Below are 14,879 nucleotides of genomic sequence, written 5' to 3'. Positions count from 1 at the left end.
TTAGTTTCACAACTGCAACTCAAAGGCGAGTTCATAACGAAACGTGGATTGACTTGCACCGACCGTCAACTCTCTAAACCAGCTTCTATTACTACTACTCCTTCTCACTGTTATTACACATATAAGTTAAGTGAACTATCCTTCACCTAGTATCTCTTAAGAGCTTACTTAAAGCGAGGACTTCTCGGTTAATCGTTACTCTTAATAACTAACGAATTTATCTTAAGACAGCCGAGCTATCTCCCTTGTTCTAAAGGTTGTTTTATTTAAATATATTCTAAAACATGTGAACATGTTCCGTCAAACTAAACTGCAATTTTTTCTTCAACTGTTTCTTCTACTTTTACTCGTTTATCATAAATACTCGTTGCTATAAGCGCTACTACAAGCATTACCATGATTGCTATAAACAATACTTCCATATTGTATAAATCCACAATTGCTCCGCCAACGACCGGCCCGAACATTTTCCCTACAGTCGCCGCACTATTTACGACCCCTTGATAAAACCCTAATTTATCTTTTGGTGCAAGTATATTTGCAATCGTTGGAACCGCAGGCCATACAAATAACTCACCAATTGTTAATGTTACCATCGCAATGAGGAACATCGTAAATTGCTGCGCTTGACTTAACACAATGAATGACGCCGCAAAAATGAAAATTCCAATGATAATTTGTTGCTTTAAAGAACGCTTCATCCAGCGAATTAACATACTAACTAACGGCTGCGCACAAACGATCATCGCTCCGTTTATCGTCCATAATAAACTATAGTGGCGAAGGCTAATATTCAATTCTTGCATATGTGTTGCAATCGCTCCTTGCCACTGTACGTATGTAACCCAGCATAAAGCATATGCTACACATACGATAAGAAGTGCTTTGAATCCAGGTGTAAGTGACCAACCTTTTTTCGTCTCGACTTCTTTTTGCACTCCTGGCTCTTTCTTGTCTTCCATACCACGGAATCCAATAAAAGCAATTAAGAAGAAAACAAAGTATAAAATAAAGTTCGCTAAGAAAATATAATCAAAACGATATGAAGCAACTAAACCACCGCACGCTGTTCCAATCGCAATACCAACGTTTTGTCCAACGTACATCGCATTAAACGCTCGTCTTCCGCCCTCTGGCCAAACCGTACCAACCATCGCGTACATCGATGGGAAGACCATCCCAGAACCGAAGCCGATTAACGCTAGCCACACAACATATAACGGCCAACCGTGGAAGAACACAAGACCTAAAATCGATACAAGTGTAATGACAATCCCTACTAAAATTGATTTATAACCGCCCCATTTATCAAATAAAACACCGCCGAGCAAGTTTCCGATTACACCAGTAAGCGAGTTGATCATTAATACCATTCCGGCCACAGATAAAGATTTGCCTAGGTGATCATGCAAATAAATTGTATTAAAAGGCCATAAAAAAGAAGCACCCGTGACATTAATAATCATCCCAGCTACTAATAGCCATACTTTCCTTGGCATAGTTTCCCCTCCTATTCTATTTTTTTCGTTCATATATATAACAGTAAAATTGTAGTCGTTTTTAAATAGGAAGGCAACTGATTAATAGTTGATGAAATTCAGATAATGGTTTTGCGGTAAATGAAATTATATTGATTACTTCTTGGATTATATCAGCGATTATTAAAATATATCGACTTACCGACAAAAAACGACAACAGTAACAATATATAAAAGGGTAGACTGCATGAAATTTTCATGCAGTCTACCCTTATTTGTACTATCCAACTTCTTTTTCTCGCTTCGCACTTTCTTTAGCGCTCCATTTAAATATTTTATCTAGTAAGGAATATATTCTCCCAGATTCTTTTGTTAACAAAGGTCCTAACGATGCTAATATTAAAACATACAAAGCTGAGAATGGTTTAATCGTTGCCATTAAGCCGCCCGCAATTCCAATATTCGCGACGATAATGGAAAATTCTCCGCGTGATACAAGTGTTAAACCGATATTCGTAGAAGCCTTATGCGATAACCCAGCTTTACGCCCCGCAACCATTCCAGCAGTAAAATTACCGATAAGAGTAATGAAAACTGCTCCTAATGCCAACCACACTGCTCCGCCAAGTGAAAATGGGTCTATACTTAAACCGAAGCTGAAAAAGAATATAGCTCCAAAGAAATCACGAAACGGAACGACAAGCTGTTCAATTCGATCACTATGCTCTGTTTCAGAAAAAACGAGTCCTAGTAATAATGCTCCAATTGCCTCTGCAACATGAATCGTTTCTGAAAATCCTGCTACAAAGAATAAAATAGCGAATATTACGATAATAAAAATTTCATTGGACGAAATATCTAACATTTTATTTAAGAATCGTGTAGCTTTTCTAGCAACTACAAAGAATAGTAGCATATACCCTACTGCGATTAAAATAGATGTAAGAGCACCTACAAATGACGTTGCCCCTCCGAGTACTAATCCTGAAACGACTGATAAATATACCGCTAAAAAGATATCATCAAACATAATGATTCCTAAAATTAGCTCCGTCTCTTTATTACCAGATCTTCTTAAATCAACAATTACTTTCGCAACAATTGCACTCGATGAAATTGTTATGATCCCAGCAATAATTAATGTTTCTAATAAGGGGAAACCCATTATATATCCGTAAAGTAAACCTAATATAAAATTAAGCGATATATGAACAGTTCCCCCAAAAGCAATTGATTTTCCTGATTTAATTAATTTTTTAATTGAGAATTCTAAGCCTAAATAGAATAAGAGGAATATAACGCCAACACGGCCGAGGAAGGAAATAACTTCTCCACTTTCAATAAATCTTAAATCGATAAGCCCTAAATCTGGGGCATGTGGTCCCACTAGCATACCGAGTATAATGAGAAACGGAATAATCGAGAACTTTAACTTTGCAGCGAGAATAGCTGCAAAAGCGACTAATACTAACGCAGTTCCAACTTCAAAGATTAAAGTATCCATCGATTATGAATCCCCTCCTACTGAAAGCAACTCATTAATAATTCTTTTTACTTCATGTCTTTCGCCTGATAATACGAGCATATCGCCAGCTTCAATGATAGAATCTGGGCCTGGATTAAAGAACTTCTTCATATTCTTTTTCAAAATGGCAATAATCGTTACGTTATATGTGTTTCGAACATGTAAACTACCAATTGTTTTTTGTACAACTGGTGCATTATTTTCCACCTTAAACCACTCAATTGATAATCCCTCAAAAGCCATTTCAATCGTATCTAAAGCTTGTGGCCTATATACCATTCCGCCCAATATAGCTGCAATTTGTCTCGCTTCAGAATCACGAAGAGAGACACTTGAAATACTCTCTTCATGATCAGCATCAAAATGGTACATTTCTCTTCGGCCATCATCATGAATAACGATAACCATCTTTTCATTACCTTTTGTAATCACTTCAAACTTACATCCAATACCCGGCAGTTCACTCTCTCTAATATTCATATTTTCCGCCTCCTAATTTTTTAGTTACGGCTTTTATAAATCGACATCAATCTCCGTTTTAAAGGTCTCATCCTTTGAGATACCTAAATACTTTAGTGTCTCTGATGGAGTCGCGTGATGAAAATGTTTTTGCAATAGCGCAATCGCTATCCCTCTTTTGTACGCATGAAATCCGAACGTTTTTCGCATTGAATTCGTTCCGATTTTACCAACAACTCCAACTGCTTCTGCAGCATTATGAATTACACGATACGCTTGTTGGCGCGTAATTGAATTTGGCGTTTTATTAGATTGAAATACGTAATTTTCTCTTTTAACGCCAATAGATTGTACGTAATCTAAAAGCGCTTCTTTTACTTTTGTATTTAAATAAATATCTTGTTTAAATTTTTCATCTTTCACAGGAAGAGCATAAAACTCTTTAACAGTCCCGTCTTCATTTAATACATCTTCAAATTTCATGCTAAGTAGTTCTGTAATTTTTAATCCTGTGTTAATTCCAATAACAAATAAAAGATAATCTCGCTGGGAGTGCTCTTTTAAATATTTTTTCATAGCCTCAATTTGGCTTATATCTTTTAATGCCTCTACAACTTCCATACATGTATTCTCCTCATCTTATGAACGGTAATTTTCTCATTATGTTGTCCATTTTACCTTATCATGCTATGAGATTTCCATGTGTTATCCATTATTTTCACAATATACTCAGGTGGTTCTGAAAACTTTCAATGTGGAAACTTACGATTGTATAAATACGTTGCGGTAAAAAAATGTGGGGATAAAAGTTCAGCTTCTTTCTACAGATTGGATTCCTCCTTTCCTTATACAGCTACTTCTACTTTTATATTACGTTACTTACTTACATTATATTATACATTTCAGTAACATTAAAGTGTTTTTTTCTGAAAATAATAAAAACCGAGCGTTTTTGCTCGGTTTTTATTATTAGTCTTCTTTCGGAAGAACAATTCCTTTATACAATTGAACGGTAATGAAGTAATAAATCGCATAAATAACTACGAAAATTACAATTGGTACCCAAATACGGAAGTACGGATCGATTAAAATAAATCCGAAAATATTCATACCAACTAATACGTGAGCGATACCCACAATTGCTGGGAATAAGAATACTAAGAATAACTCTTTATAAATCGATTTCGTTAGTAACTCACGGCGCACACCGATTTTACGAAGCATTTGATAACGCGTAATATCTTTTGATGCACCAGAAAGAATTTTAAACATAAGGCAGCTTGCCATCATTGCTAAGAACGCAATTCCAAGGAAGAATCCCATAAATACTGTTCCACTCGCAATGCCATAGAACCCACTATAAGCTTGATATTTACTATCCATTTGTTCAGCTTTTACATTTTTATATTTATCTAGCTGCAACTCATCAAGTTTTTTCCATTCTTTTTTATATGTTAAAAAATCATCTGTTTTTCCGATAAATGCTATACCTTCTTTACCATTTATCCCATCGTACATTTTTTGATCTACAATTTTAATTGCATGATCATTGTATAAATAATATGGATGGATTGTACTAAAAGCATCTGTCCATTCCGCTGAAAGTTCTTTAGTATTCGCATCTTTTTGATTCATCTCTCTAGAAACTGCACCTACCGGTAGTTCCTCTGAAACTTTTTTCGTATTTACTAAATCCTTCATAGACTTCATCTTTGCCATATCTTTTACGAAAGGACGATTTTTCTCTAAATCTTCTTTTACATAGTAAACGTATTTATCATCAACTTTATAACGATATTCGCTTTTCTCTTTAAATGTAATACCATCTAAAATTTTCTTTTCTTCAGCTGTTGGATTATGAACTACTGAATCATATATTACTAAACCATCTACCATTTTTATAACGTTATTTTTGAACGCCATACCGCCCGAAATTGCACCAGCTCCAAGCGCAACTAACATTGCCACTGTTGCAAGTACTTTCGTTAAACTATTAATTCGGAAGTTTAATTGTGCAAATGTAAAAGCATTAAGTCCTTTTTCACTACGCTTTTTATTACTTTTTAACTTTTTAATAATGACTGGAAGAAGTGAGCCAAATAGCATGTAAGTACCAGCTGTCGTTGTAATTAATGCAATAAGGATTCCCATCTCTTTTAGTTTTTCCATATAGATCATAGATGCATAACCTATACCTAATAAAATAACAGCAAGGAATGCCACTACAACTGTCTTTTTACCTTTTACTGCAACACGCTCTGTTTGTGCATCTGCATGTACTAGTTGCAATACAGAAATACGTGACAATTTAATACTGTTCATAATTGCTGATAATACAAATAGTGCAAAGAAGAAGATGCAAGTAACAGTCATAGATGGTAGATAAAATGCTTTATACCCTTCACCAGCAAATTCAAGCTGTTTCATTAATAACTGTCCAATACCTTCTGCAAGTCCTACTCCAACTGCAATCCCGATTGCAAGAGACGCAGCACCTAATACGATTGTTTCAATAAACATAAGTAATGTAACTTTATGTTTTTTCGCACCTAACATCATATACATACCGAACTCTTTTTGACGAAGAGATAATAAGAAAGAGTTTGCATATAAAATGTAGAAGAACGTTATAATTGCTAATAAAAATGATCCTGCTTGGAATACGAATCCAATAGATTTAATCACTGAATTAGATTCTAAAAATGCTTTATTCAGTGCTAACGTTTGGAACATGTAAAAAATTGAAATCGACATGACAAGACCAACAAGTAAGACGATATAATCTTTCAGCTTACTTTTCAGCCCCGACATGGAAAGTTTAAATAACATACTGGAACCTCCTTTCTTACGCCTTTTGTGTACCTAAATCTGCAAGTACATCTAAAATTTCTTTGTAGAACTCTTCACGCATACCACCGCGATGAATTTCTTTATATAGCTCACCATCTTGAATGAATAAAATACGCTGACAGTAACTTGCACTATATGGATCATGCGTAACCATCATAATCGATACGCCTTGATCTTTATTTAAGTTTGTCATCGCATCAAGTAAACTCGTTGCATTTTTAGAATCAAGCGCTCCTGTTGGCTCGTCCCCTAAAATAATTGCCGGCTCATGCACAAGTGCACGCGCTGCTGCTGAACGTTGTTTCTGTCCACCAGATACTTCAGATGGATACTTTTGAAGTATTTCTGTAATCCCTAACATATCCGCTACTTTTTCTACTTTCGGTCCAATATTACGTGATGCGACACCTTGAAGAGAAAGTGGAAGTGCAATGTTTTCATAAATAGATAAGTTCTCTAATAAGTTAAAATCTTGGAAGATAAATCCTAATTTTTGCGAACGGAAATCTGAAAGCTCACCTTGCTTCATTTTCGTAATATCCGTTCCCGCAATTTCAACAACGCCGCCCGTTGCCTTATCTAACGTTGAAATTACATTTAATAATGTCGTTTTACCAGAACCAGATGGTCCCATAATTCCAACAAACTCACCCTCTTGAATTGAGAATGAAACACCCTTTAACGCGTGTGATTGGTTCTCACCTTTTTTACCGTACACTTTTTGAACGTTTTTCACGTCTACAACTGGTTTCGTCATATATATCCTCCTACGCTTGTTTTTCCATTACCTATTTTGCGCTTTTTAGAAGTGAACTGCTATTTGTTAACATTACATTTACCTTACACTTTTGTAATATAAAAAAGGTGTGCTTGTAAGTTTGGCTTTTACTACTTTAAATATTAGTGACATATTGAATCGGTAAATGAAATTATATCGGCGATTTTTCAAATATATCGGCGCAACTACAAAAGCTGAAAATAAAAAATGGGCTGCTCCACAAAAGGAACAGCCCACTTCTCTCTTTATTTCTTTAAAGGTGTTACCGTCCAGTACGTAATAACACGCCAAATCCATTCTAATGGACCCATTTTAAAGATTTTCATCCAAATTACGCTACATACAATTTGAATTGCGTAAATTGCAATACATACATATAACGTCTGCATATAAGTTAAATTTCCTGCAAAGTTAAATACACTTCCTGCGATTAAAATCATTGCAGTTTGTCCGATATAATTTGTTAAAGCCATACGACCGTAGTATTTCAATGGTGCTAATAATGTTTGAACTGGTTTTAACTGAAGTAATAAAATTAATGCTCCTACATAGAAAGCTGAAATAATTGGTCCAACTGTAATGCCAATTTTTAAGAATTGACCTGCAGCGTCCACTGTTCCATCCTCATTCATGAGCATCATATTTACAAATGGTTCGGCAGGAACGTGTCCATATTGATACCATAACGCGACAACACTTAAAACAAACATAATTCCTGTAAAAATAGCGACTTGTTTAATTTTTGCTGAAAGATTTTCAAATACTTTATACTGCCCCGCAGCAAGACCTAATAAAATTAACCCTAATGGTAATAATTCCTTAGCTGCCATAATACTAAAAGCTACCGTAAGAATAAGACCAATTACTACATTCACTTCTTTTTTCGCTTTATAAAACGGTAAAACGATTAACCCACAAATTGCGTATAACGCTAGTGCTTCTCCAGGCTGAAACATTTGATGAATTAAACCAAAAATAAATAATGCTACTAAGCGACGTAAAAATAAAACATAGCCATTTTTCCCTTTCGCAATCGCTCTTGAAATAAAGATATAGAATCCCACTCCAAATAAGAATGAGAAGATTGAGAAGAAACGACCTTCTACAAATAAGTATAAAAATCTTTGATAGCTAGCATCCACTGTATTAGGATCTGGAATTTTAATGTTAAGTAATGCGAGAATATTTACTAAAATAATTCCCAGTAGTGCAAAGCCACGAATGTAATCTAACTCATCAATTCGCTTGTTTGTAATATTGTTCCCCATAAAGCAACTCCTTGTATAAAACTTAATCCTTCCTTACTCTACTGGAGAAAGCTGCTCGCAACTATCGACAAACCTTACATAAATCTTACATTATTGTCATATAGCAAAATAAAACCAGGTCATATTGCGACCTGGTCTACTCTGATTGTTTCGACTTTTGAGGTTGTCCTTTTTTACTATTACGCTGTTTTACTTGAACAATCGGATCAAGTTCATTCGAAAACTCAGCGTTATGTCCATTTTGTGTTTTTTGCTCTGGGTTATTTTGATCTGAACGTTTCGCCATTACATTCACTCCTTATTAGTGCGGTGTAATAATCATTTGATGTTGCAATTGGCGAATTGCCATACGTGCTCTATTTAATTGCTCACGTTGCTCATCATTCGCATGTTGTTGCATCGTTTGTAAATCGTTATATGCTTGTTCTAATTGCAACTGCGCATCCGAATACTCCATCGTATTATAATGCTCTTGTCTCATACCTTGATCTAATTGTTCTTTCGCATATTCCACCGCTTGTTCCGCTTGTGTAATATACGATTCAAGTGATTGACGCTCTGCCATAATTGTCCCTCCTTGCTTCAATTCCCCTTTAGTGTGTCCCTTCCTTATGAACCTTATGAGTATGTTATAATGGATTTTGTGTTATTTTGACTCGGCTTAGGAGGGAAAGTAATGAAGGTTCAAAACCCTTTTCCATATACAAACGACAATAAACGTTATCATACATGGAATTATCATTTACGAAATGAATTTGGTGAAAAAATCTTTAAAGTTTCATTAGATGCTGGCTTCGATTGCCCGAACCGTGACGGTACAGTTGCTTATGGCGGTTGTACATTTTGCAGTGCTGCTGGATCTGGTGACTTCGCTGGCGATCGCCGCGATGATGTTATAACGCAATATCATGAAATGAAAGAAAAAATGCGCTCAAAGTGGAAAGACGGAAAATGTATCGCTTATTTCCAGGCGTACACAAATACACATGCACCACTTGAAGTGTTAAAAGAAAAATTCGAACCGCTTCTAGCAGAAAAAGACGTTGTCGGTCTTTCTATTGCGACTCGTCCAGATTGTTTACCGGACGATGTTGTTGAATATTTAGCGGACTTAAATAAACGCACTTACCTTTGGGTTGAACTCGGACTACAGACTGTTCATGAACGTACTGCAAATCTTATTAATCGCGCTCACGATTATCCGTCTTATGTGGAAGGTGTAAATAAATTACGTAAGCACGGCATTCGAGTTTGTTCTCATATTATTAACGGCCTTCCACTTGAAGATTACGACATGATGATGGAAACAGCACGTGAAGTAGCGAAGCTTGACGTACAAGGAATTAAAATCCACTTACTTCATTTATTAAAAGGAACGCCAATGGTGAAGCAATATGAAAAAGGACAACTCGAATTCCTTTCTCTTGAGGATTACGTAAGCCTCGTTGTTGACCAACTTGAAATTATTCCAGAAGACGTAATTGTGCACCGCATCACAGGTGACGGTCCGCCTGATTTAATGATCGGTCCAATGTGGAGCTTAAATAAATGGGAAGTATTAAATTCCATCGATGCAGAATTTGTACGCCGCGGAAGCTGGCAAGGAAAATATGCAAATGAGGAGAAACAAAAATGAAATTAGAACGTGTATTACCGTTTGCTCGCTCGCTTCTGCAAACGGCAGTAAAAGAAGGCGATTACGCTGTAGATGCAACTTTAGGAAACGGCCATGACACTTGCTTCCTAGCTGAAATCGTTGGAGATAACGGAAAAGTATTTGGATTTGATATTCAAAAAGAGGCGATTGAAAGCTCAACAACTCGTCTAAAAGAAAAAAAACTTTTCGAACGTACTGTTTTAGTTCACGATAGTCACGATACACTTCTATCCGTATTACCGGAAGACGCACAAGGAAAAATAACAGGTGCAATTTTCAACTTAGGTTACCTTCCTGGCGGAGACAAACATATCGTCACAAAACCGAACTCAACAATCTCGGCGATCGAGCAATTATTAGAAGTAATGGCGCCTGAAGGTATCATCGTCCTTGTCATTTACCACGGACATCCAGAAGGACAAGTAGAACGCGACGCTGTACTTAAATTTGCCGAAGAATTAGACCAAAAACAAGCACACGTACTGCAATACGGCTTCATTAACCAACAAAACAACCCGCCATTTATTGTGGCGATTGAGAAACGATAATATATCAACGATTTTTCAATTATATCTATCGTAACTCGGGATATATCAACGATTTTTTCGATATATCTATCATAACTTACAATATATCAACGATTTCTCGGATATATCGATTGTTCGACAAAACATAACAAAAAAAGACGTGCATTCACTGCACGTCTTTTTTTATTCTCCTATATAATGGATATATACATTCTTAAAGGAGACGAAACAATGATCGGAATACTAGCAGGAATGGGTCCAAAATCAACTGGACCATTCGTCGATACAGTTGTAGCAAGGTGCCAAACAATATACGGAGCAAAGTATGATATGGACTTTCCTCATATGATGATTTACTCGTGCCCAACACCGTTTTACATGGATCGCCCTATTGATCACGAAGCGATGAAAAAAGCAATTATTGACGGAGCACAAAAACTTGAAAGTACTGGCGCAAGCTTTATTGCTATGCCGTGTAATACGGCGCATCTTTATTTTGAAGAATTACAGCGTTCGCTTTCTATCCCGATTTTAAATATAGTCGATGAAACGTTACAAGCAATTCCTGAAAATACAAAAAGAGTCGCTCTTCTCGCAACAGAAGCAACTGTTCAAGCTAGGATTTACCAAGATGGGATTGCAAAGCGTAATATAGAATACATTCATCATGAAAAATGGCAGGAAAGCATTAATCAAATTATTACTTACATTAAATCTGGAGAGATTGAAGAAGCTCGCGAATTGTGGAATGCGCTCGTTTTACAACTGAGAGATGAAGTAGATACTGCAATTATCGCGTGTACCGATTTGAATGTGGTGGCGAATGAGGATTTTGTTGATTCCTCTCAATATCTTGCTGAAGCGGTTGTTGAAATGTATTTATCAAATAAGAAGAAACATTTATAAACGTTGAAAACCCTAAAAACTTTTAACTTTCTTCACAATTCTTTCAAAGTAATCACACTTAATCTCGCTATATTAAATAAGTAGTTATTCATATAGGGAAGGTTAGGGGAACTGAAAGTATGAAACAAAATCGTTCGCTTCATTACATTTTTTGGCGTTGGCATTTTTATGCTGGACTTTTTATTACGCCGCTTCTTATTACTTTGTCACTGAGCGGAATTGGGTATTTATTTCGGGAGGAAGTTGAAGATTTCATCTATAAAGATTTATATTTTGGAAAGAGCGCTCAAACAGAATCTATTTCGATGGCTGATTCTATTTCCTTAACAGAGAAAAAATATCCACATTATAGCGTGGCGAAAATTAGTGAGTTTAATGGGGATTATAATACGAGACTTACGATTGCAAATGAGTATACTGGGCAACAAAAATATGTGTATTTAGATAGTAATAATCAAATTGTTGGGGATCAAAACGCAAGTGAAACGTTTGCCAATATAATGAGGGAATTACATAGTTCTCTTTTAGTTGGTGGCACTGTCGTCAACTATACTGTAGAACTTGCAGCATGCTGGACAATCTTTTTAATTGTAACCGGATTGTACATGAGTATACGCCAATTCAAAAACACACCATCATCCAATAAGCGAGAAAAGGCAAAAAGACGTCATTCTATTATCGGTATTATATTTACAATTCCTCTCTTTCTGCTAATCGCATCTGGATTGCCATGGTCAGGATTTATGGGGAACCAAATTTATAAAATTGCATCTTCTAATGAATCACTCGGATATCCAAAATTGTACATGGCACCGCCTGAATCAAAGGTAAAAGAATTGCCGTGGGCAACAAGAAAAGAAGCTCCTCCTGAATCGAATTCAAATGAACCGAAAGCAATTTCTGTCGATGAATTACAAAAAGGAATTGAAATAAAGAAGCCATATGTTATTTCACTACCAGCTGATCCGAAAGGTGTATTCACTGTTTCGAAATCGAGCGGTTCTGGTATTACAGGGATGCATGTTGCACCAAGTGAAGAGATAACAGCTTACTTTGATCAATATAGCGGGGAACTCATTTCAAAAACGGACTATCGTGATTATGGATTACTTGCACAATGGTTCACTTACGGTATCCCACTTCACGAAGGACATTTATTCGGATGGCCAAATAAAATATTATGCTTACTAACGACATTATCTCTATTACTTCTTATTTATTACGGAGTAAAAATGTGGTTAGCAAGAAAGCCAAAAGGAAAATTAGCAGCACCTCCAAAGCAAAGAGATAAGAAAAGCGTACTCGTTTTCTTTATCATGATGGTTATATTAGGCGCTGTCATGCCTTTATTCGGACTATCTGTTTTAGTTATTTTTGCGATTGAACTTCTCATATATGTATTTTCAAAAATACGATCATAATAAAAAGAAAACCACTCTACATGAGTGGTTTTCTTCATCACTGCGCCATTTTCTTTCGGTACATCTTCCCGTTCCAATAGAAGAATCTTGAAGTGAGGCCTCCGTACTTTACAATGCGCCGTGCCATTTTGTGCATATTCTTTTGTGCTGATACTTTTTGATCTGATAAATAAATACCAAGTAATCCTCGGCTTATAAGACGATGAAACTTCGCATGAGGCAAATCACCAATGCTCTTCTCTGCTTCTTCTACAAAGTGTTTCATACGATCTAATATAGCTTGCTCGTTTTCATAATAACTACAGAAATTCAAATCTCCGCCTATGCGGTCTTCTTCTTGATCGATGAAATAATCAAGTAAGATATGAAGTCCTTGTACGTAAGGAAAGTATCCTTGTCTAATTTTCGCAATATCTTCATCATGTAATTCATCATGAAATGCATATGCTACAAGGCAGAAAATTCCAAGCGTAGAACCGGCACATGCTGAAAATTCAAACCAGCTCATCTCAGGTAAGTTTTCTTTATGTGCTTCAAACCATGTTTTCAGGCGCGGTTCTCTCTCTTCTAACTTCACGTGTTTATGAATTTGTAAATCACAATAATAACAAGCAAGTTCATGGAGAACAGGAGCGATTTTGTCATAGTGCTTCGTTTTCTTTAAAACATCTTGGCACGTTTCAACAAGTTCATCTAAATAACCACCATCATCTTGATCATCACGGTAACGATAATAATTACCGCCACCTTCCACTTCAGGTGATAGTGCCATTAACATTGATTCATGTAGCGCGGCAAAATCATTTGGATCAAGTGATGTACTGCGATCACATAAATTATCTAAATAGTCACTGATTGTTTGATACGCTACGATAAAACGAATACATTCCTCTCGGTGTTCATTTGCTAGCAGCGATAAAATGCCACCACCCTCACAATGAAACGTTTTATGCTCAATACTTGCGATTGCCTGACTATGAAGCTCATCATTCGGAATATGGTAGGCACGCTCTTTCCACATCGCTAGCTCATGGTGTACAACCGGAAACACATCACGGTATACTTTCGCCATGAGCGTTATGGGATTACTCGGTACGTTCACTTCTTCCTTCATCTCCTCTATTAAATGTACAAATAATGATTTATTTGTTTGTTTTTACTATATTATTGACATGTATTTCAGTAAATGACTGAATATAATTCAAAATTTCATCACGCTCATACTCATTTAATAACTCGTGATAACAATTCGGCCATTCTTTATATGCCTTATCACCTATTTTAACATTATCAAACCACATGCGGACACGTGTTTTATCTACAAGTTTATCCTCACATGCTTGCATTAGCAAGAGCGGAACGTCTGGAAAATCGTCTATTTTTTTATGAGCAATTTCGATAGACTTAATCAATTCACTATACCAACGTACTGATACTTTGCGCAAGAACAATGAATCATTCTCCATTGCATCTCTCACTTCATGATTCCTTGTTGACATTTCCACCGTAAGATTCGTTGCAAATTGCAATTTTGGAGCCACAACATTTAATATTTTTGAAGCAAATTGAAGCGGAGCAGAGGGTCCAGTCACTACCCCTAAACAAGGCGAACTCAAAATAATACCCTCTACATCTTCTCTCTTCGTTTCTTGCATCATACGAATGACGATAAGACCACCCATACTATGACCGAATAGAAAAATAGGTAACCTATACTTTCTTGCTTCTTTCACCCATAATTTAACTTCCTCTATGTATTCATCAAATGAATCAATATGTCCTCTATTTCTTGAAGTTGTTCCATGTGATGGAAGATCCCCCATCACGACGTGGTAGCCGATGTGATTCCACATTTCCGCAACGGCTTCGTAACGTCCGTGATATTCCATTGCGCCGTGCACGATAACAATGACAGCTTTTGCTTCCTCTGCTTCATAATTCCACATACGGACCTCCTCCATTTCACTCTTTCTCATAATTTGATACACTAAAACTAGTCTCTAGGAAAGG

The 14,879-nt window shown here is 36.3% G+C and carries 15 protein-coding genes and 1 other annotated feature (1 of these 16 only partly in view); of the genes, 4 read left to right on the top strand and 11 right to left on the bottom strand.

The genetic code is table 11. The features are described from left to right. Positions 1-117: a binding site (T-box leader), on the bottom strand; it reaches 103 nt to the left of the window's first position. A 188-nt stretch (positions 118-305) separates the two neighbouring features. From BM089_RS09845 to BM089_RS09800, 9 genes are all read right to left on the bottom strand, one after another. After that, positions 306-1,499 carry an MDR family MFS transporter gene (locus BM089_RS09845; RefSeq protein WP_090976848.1) on the bottom strand — a complete coding sequence of 398 codons (1,194 nt, stop codon included), beginning with the start codon at positions 1,497-1,499 and terminating at the stop codon, positions 306-308. Between the two features lie 259 nt (positions 1,500-1,758). Beyond that, the gene (locus BM089_RS09840; protein ID WP_000380176.1) at positions 1,759-2,982 is read right to left on the bottom strand and encodes a cation:proton antiporter; all 1,224 of its coding nucleotides are present in this window, start codon (positions 2,980-2,982) and stop codon (positions 1,759-1,761) included. 3 nt (positions 2,983-2,985) lie between these two features. Then, positions 2,986-3,483, bottom strand: coding sequence for a cation:proton antiporter regulatory subunit (locus tag BM089_RS09835; protein ID WP_001026053.1), 498 nt, complete (start codon positions 3,481-3,483; stop codon positions 2,986-2,988). Positions 3,484-3,516: 33 nt separating this feature from the next. Next, on the bottom strand, positions 3,517-4,083 hold the full coding sequence (locus tag BM089_RS09830; RefSeq protein ID WP_000454206.1) for a tyrosine-type recombinase/integrase: 567 nt from the start codon (positions 4,081-4,083) through the stop codon (positions 3,517-3,519). 348 nt (positions 4,084-4,431) lie between these two features. Beyond that, the gene (locus tag BM089_RS09820) at positions 4,432-6,291 is read right to left on the bottom strand and encodes an FtsX-like permease family protein (protein ID WP_050822136.1); all 1,860 of its coding nucleotides are present in this window, start codon (positions 6,289-6,291) and stop codon (positions 4,432-4,434) included. A 16-nt stretch (positions 6,292-6,307) separates the two neighbouring features. Then, positions 6,308-7,069, bottom strand: a complete 762-nt coding sequence (locus tag BM089_RS09815; protein ID WP_000165836.1) for an ABC transporter ATP-binding protein — start codon at positions 7,067-7,069, stop codon at positions 6,308-6,310. Between the two features lie 266 nt (positions 7,070-7,335). Then, a complete protein-coding gene (locus tag BM089_RS09810; RefSeq protein ID WP_090976846.1) occupies positions 7,336-8,358 on the bottom strand; it encodes a DUF418 domain-containing protein in 1,023 nt (340 codons plus the stop codon). 136 nt (positions 8,359-8,494) lie between these two features. Continuing rightward, a complete protein-coding gene (locus tag BM089_RS09805) occupies positions 8,495-8,644 on the bottom strand; it encodes a hypothetical protein (protein ID WP_001129340.1) in 150 nt (49 codons plus the stop codon). Between the two features lie 15 nt (positions 8,645-8,659). Further along, positions 8,660-8,923 carry a YtzC family protein gene (locus BM089_RS09800; RefSeq protein ID WP_000840869.1) on the bottom strand — a complete coding sequence of 88 codons (264 nt, stop codon included), beginning with the start codon at positions 8,921-8,923 and terminating at the stop codon, positions 8,660-8,662. 111 nt (positions 8,924-9,034) lie between these two features. Here BM089_RS09800 and BM089_RS09795 point away from each other — a divergent pair, with 111 nt between their 5' ends. From BM089_RS09795 to BM089_RS09780, 4 genes are all read left to right on the top strand, one after another. Beyond that, entirely contained in the window at positions 9,035-9,994 is a 960-nt protein-coding gene (locus BM089_RS09795) for a tRNA modification radical SAM protein MnmL/YtqA (protein WP_000868033.1), read from the top strand. Then, positions 9,991-10,563 (top strand): tRNA 5-(aminomethyl)-2-thiouridylate-methyltransferase MnmM, encoded by a 573-nt coding sequence (locus BM089_RS09790; RefSeq protein ID WP_090976844.1) that lies wholly within the window; start codon positions 9,991-9,993, stop codon positions 10,561-10,563. Before BM089_RS09795 ends, BM089_RS09790 begins: the two co-directional genes overlap by 4 nt. Before the next feature lie 210 nt (positions 10,564-10,773). After that, on the top strand, positions 10,774-11,448 hold the full coding sequence (locus BM089_RS09785; RefSeq protein WP_090976843.1) for an aspartate/glutamate racemase family protein: 675 nt from the start codon (positions 10,774-10,776) through the stop codon (positions 11,446-11,448). Positions 11,449-11,567: 119 nt separating this feature from the next. Next, the gene (locus BM089_RS09780; RefSeq protein ID WP_025118654.1) at positions 11,568-12,869 is read left to right on the top strand and encodes a PepSY-associated TM helix domain-containing protein; all 1,302 of its coding nucleotides are present in this window, start codon (positions 11,568-11,570) and stop codon (positions 12,867-12,869) included. A gap of 37 nt (positions 12,870-12,906) precedes the next feature. Here the strand turns inward: BM089_RS09780 and BM089_RS09775 are convergent, their stop codons facing one another. Together BM089_RS09775 and BM089_RS09770 are read right to left on the bottom strand one after the other, a co-directional pair. Continuing rightward, positions 12,907-13,971, bottom strand: coding sequence for a tetraprenyl-beta-curcumene synthase family protein (locus BM089_RS09775; protein WP_001102475.1), 1,065 nt, complete (start codon positions 13,969-13,971; stop codon positions 12,907-12,909). Between the two features lie 40 nt (positions 13,972-14,011). Next, a complete protein-coding gene (locus BM089_RS09770; protein ID WP_025118653.1) occupies positions 14,012-14,815 on the bottom strand; it encodes an alpha/beta hydrolase in 804 nt (267 codons plus the stop codon). Positions 14,816-14,879 lie beyond the last annotated feature (64 nt).

The organism is Bacillus sp. 5mfcol3.1, assembly GCF_900114335.1.
Taxonomy (GTDB): domain Bacteria; phylum Bacillota; class Bacilli; order Bacillales; family Bacillaceae_G; genus Bacillus_A; species Bacillus_A thuringiensis_S.
This window is presented reverse-complemented; position numbering and strand designations above follow the sequence as displayed.

What these genes read in the sequence shown, in the direction of transcription:
- BM089_RS09785 (WP_090976843.1), top strand. Translation starts at nt 10,774, where the DNA reads ATGATCGGAATACTAGCAGGAATGGGTCCAAAATCAACTGGACCATTC.
- BM089_RS09835 (WP_001026053.1), bottom strand. Translation starts at nt 3,483, where the DNA reads ATGAATATTAGAGAGAGTGAACTGCCGGGTATTGGATGTAAGTTTGAA.
- BM089_RS09830 (WP_000454206.1), bottom strand. Translation starts at nt 4,083, where the DNA reads ATGGAAGTTGTAGAGGCATTAAAAGATATAAGCCAAATTGAGGCTATG.
- BM089_RS09820 (WP_050822136.1), bottom strand. Translation starts at nt 6,291, where the DNA reads ATGTTATTTAAACTTTCCATGTCGGGGCTGAAAAGTAAGCTGAAAGAT.
- BM089_RS09790 (WP_090976844.1), top strand. Translation starts at nt 9,991, where the DNA reads ATGAAATTAGAACGTGTATTACCGTTTGCTCGCTCGCTTCTGCAAACG.
- BM089_RS09770 (WP_025118653.1), bottom strand. Translation starts at nt 14,815, where the DNA reads ATGTGGAATTATGAAGCAGAGGAAGCAAAAGCTGTCATTGTTATCGTG.
- BM089_RS09840 (WP_000380176.1), bottom strand. Translation starts at nt 2,982, where the DNA reads ATGGATACTTTAATCTTTGAAGTTGGAACTGCGTTAGTATTAGTCGCT.
- BM089_RS09780 (WP_025118654.1), top strand. Translation starts at nt 11,568, where the DNA reads ATGAAACAAAATCGTTCGCTTCATTACATTTTTTGGCGTTGGCATTTT.
- BM089_RS09815 (WP_000165836.1), bottom strand. Translation starts at nt 7,069, where the DNA reads ATGACGAAACCAGTTGTAGACGTGAAAAACGTTCAAAAAGTGTACGGT.
- BM089_RS09795 (WP_000868033.1), top strand. Translation starts at nt 9,035, where the DNA reads ATGAAGGTTCAAAACCCTTTTCCATATACAAACGACAATAAACGTTAT.
- BM089_RS09845 (WP_090976848.1), bottom strand. Translation starts at nt 1,499, where the DNA reads ATGCCAAGGAAAGTATGGCTATTAGTAGCTGGGATGATTATTAATGTC.
- BM089_RS09800 (WP_000840869.1), bottom strand. Translation starts at nt 8,923, where the DNA reads ATGGCAGAGCGTCAATCACTTGAATCGTATATTACACAAGCGGAACAA.
- BM089_RS09810 (WP_090976846.1), bottom strand. Translation starts at nt 8,358, where the DNA reads ATGGGGAACAATATTACAAACAAGCGAATTGATGAGTTAGATTACATT.
- BM089_RS09805 (WP_001129340.1), bottom strand. Translation starts at nt 8,644, where the DNA reads ATGGCGAAACGTTCAGATCAAAATAACCCAGAGCAAAAAACACAAAAT.